The 1462-nt window shown below is 72.9% G+C and carries 1 protein-coding gene; it reads left to right on the top strand.

Features of this window, described 5'->3' with window-relative positions:
• Positions 1-40: 40 nt before the first annotated feature.
• Positions 41-1189 carry a hypothetical protein gene (locus tag BAW75_RS08120; RefSeq protein WP_104113154.1) on the top strand — a complete coding sequence of 383 codons (1149 nt, stop codon included), beginning with the start codon at positions 41-43 and terminating at the stop codon, positions 1187-1189.
• Positions 1190-1462: the final 273 nt, after the last annotated feature.

The following is a 1462-nucleotide window of genomic DNA, read 5'->3' as shown; positions in this document are numbered from 1 at the left end:
GTGCCGGGGCGGCCGGTCCTCCTAGCATCGGGCGGTGCACGTGAAGTCGGCTGTCACTCTGCTCGTCCTCGCCCTGGCGACGGCGCCGCTGCCCGCCTGCGGCGGCGACGATCCGGCCCCCGCGCCCGCCGCCGACGCCGGCTCGTCGGCCGGTCCGGCAGCTGACCCCTCGCCCGCCGCGAGCGGGCGGGCAGGGCTGGGCAGCGCCCGGCCGAGCCCCACCCCCGCCACCGTGGCGTTCCGCGCCGGCAACCCCGCCGGCCGGGCGAGCGTGCCGGCCGAGGCGCGTCCGGTGGACACCTCGCGCCCGACCCGTACCGTCGGTAGCGGCACCCCGGCGAGCTGCACCTCCGAGGCGGTGGTGAAGGCCGTCGCGGCCGGCGGCGTCATCACCTTCGACTGCGGGCCCGCGCCGGTCACCATCACCATGAAGGCCACCGCCAAGGTGGTGAACTCGCACGGCCCGCGCATCGTGCTGGACGGCGGCGGCACTGTCACGCTCAGCGGCGGCGGCAAGCGCCGCATCCTCTACATGAACACCTGCGACCAGGCGCAGGGCTTCACCACCTCGCACTGCCAGAATCAGGACCACCCGCAGCTCACCGTGCAGAACCTGACGTTCGCCGACGGCGACTCCACCGGCGAGCGGACCGAGGGCGGCGGGGGCGGCGCGATCTTCGTCCGGGGCGGGCGGTTCAAGGTGGTCAACTCGCGGTTCGTCGGCAACCGCTGCGACCGTACCGGCCCCGACCTGGGCGGCGCGGCGCTGCGCGTGCTCAGCCAGTTCGAGAACAAACCGGTGTACGTGGTGAGCAGCACCTTCACCGGCGGAGTGTGCGCCAACGGCGGGGCGCTGAGCAGCATCGGCGTCTCCTGGACGGTGCTGAACAGCGTCTTCCGCGACAACCGGGCGGTCGGCACCGGCGCGAACCCGGCCCGGGGCGGTACTCCGGGCGGCGGCAGCGGCGGCGCGATCTACTGCGACGGCAACGAGTTCGCGGTGCGGATCGCCGGCACGGTGATCGAGGACAACAGCGCGAACGAGGGCGGCGGCGCGATCTTCTTCGTCAGCAACAACCGCACCGGCTCGCTGCAGATCGACAGTTCAACGCTGCGCCGCAACCCGAGCAGAGGCTTCGAGACAAGGGGCCACCCCGGCATCTTCTTCCTCGGTGCCCAAATCTCCTGACCCCGCCCCGTCCTGCCCCGCCCCGCCCCGCCCTGCCCTGCCCTGCCCTGCCTCGCCTCGCCTCGCCTCGCCTCGCCCCGTCGATCATGAAGTTGGCGGCCTCGCCATCGGCGTGTCGCGCCGCCAACCTCATGATCGCCGCCTGAACAGCTGGCGCATGGACGCTGCCCTCACCCCGCCTCGTCGATCATGAAGTTGACAATCCCGATATCGGCGTGTCGACCCGCCAACTTCATGATCACCGGCCAGTCCTCCGCCCTACGGCCCCCGCCC

It is taken from the genome of Micromonospora chalcea (assembly GCF_002926165.1).
GTDB lineage: Bacteria > Actinomycetota > Actinomycetes > Mycobacteriales > Micromonosporaceae > Micromonospora > Micromonospora chalcea.
Note: the sequence above shows the minus strand (reverse complement) of the source record. Positions and strands in the feature narration are given on the sequence as shown.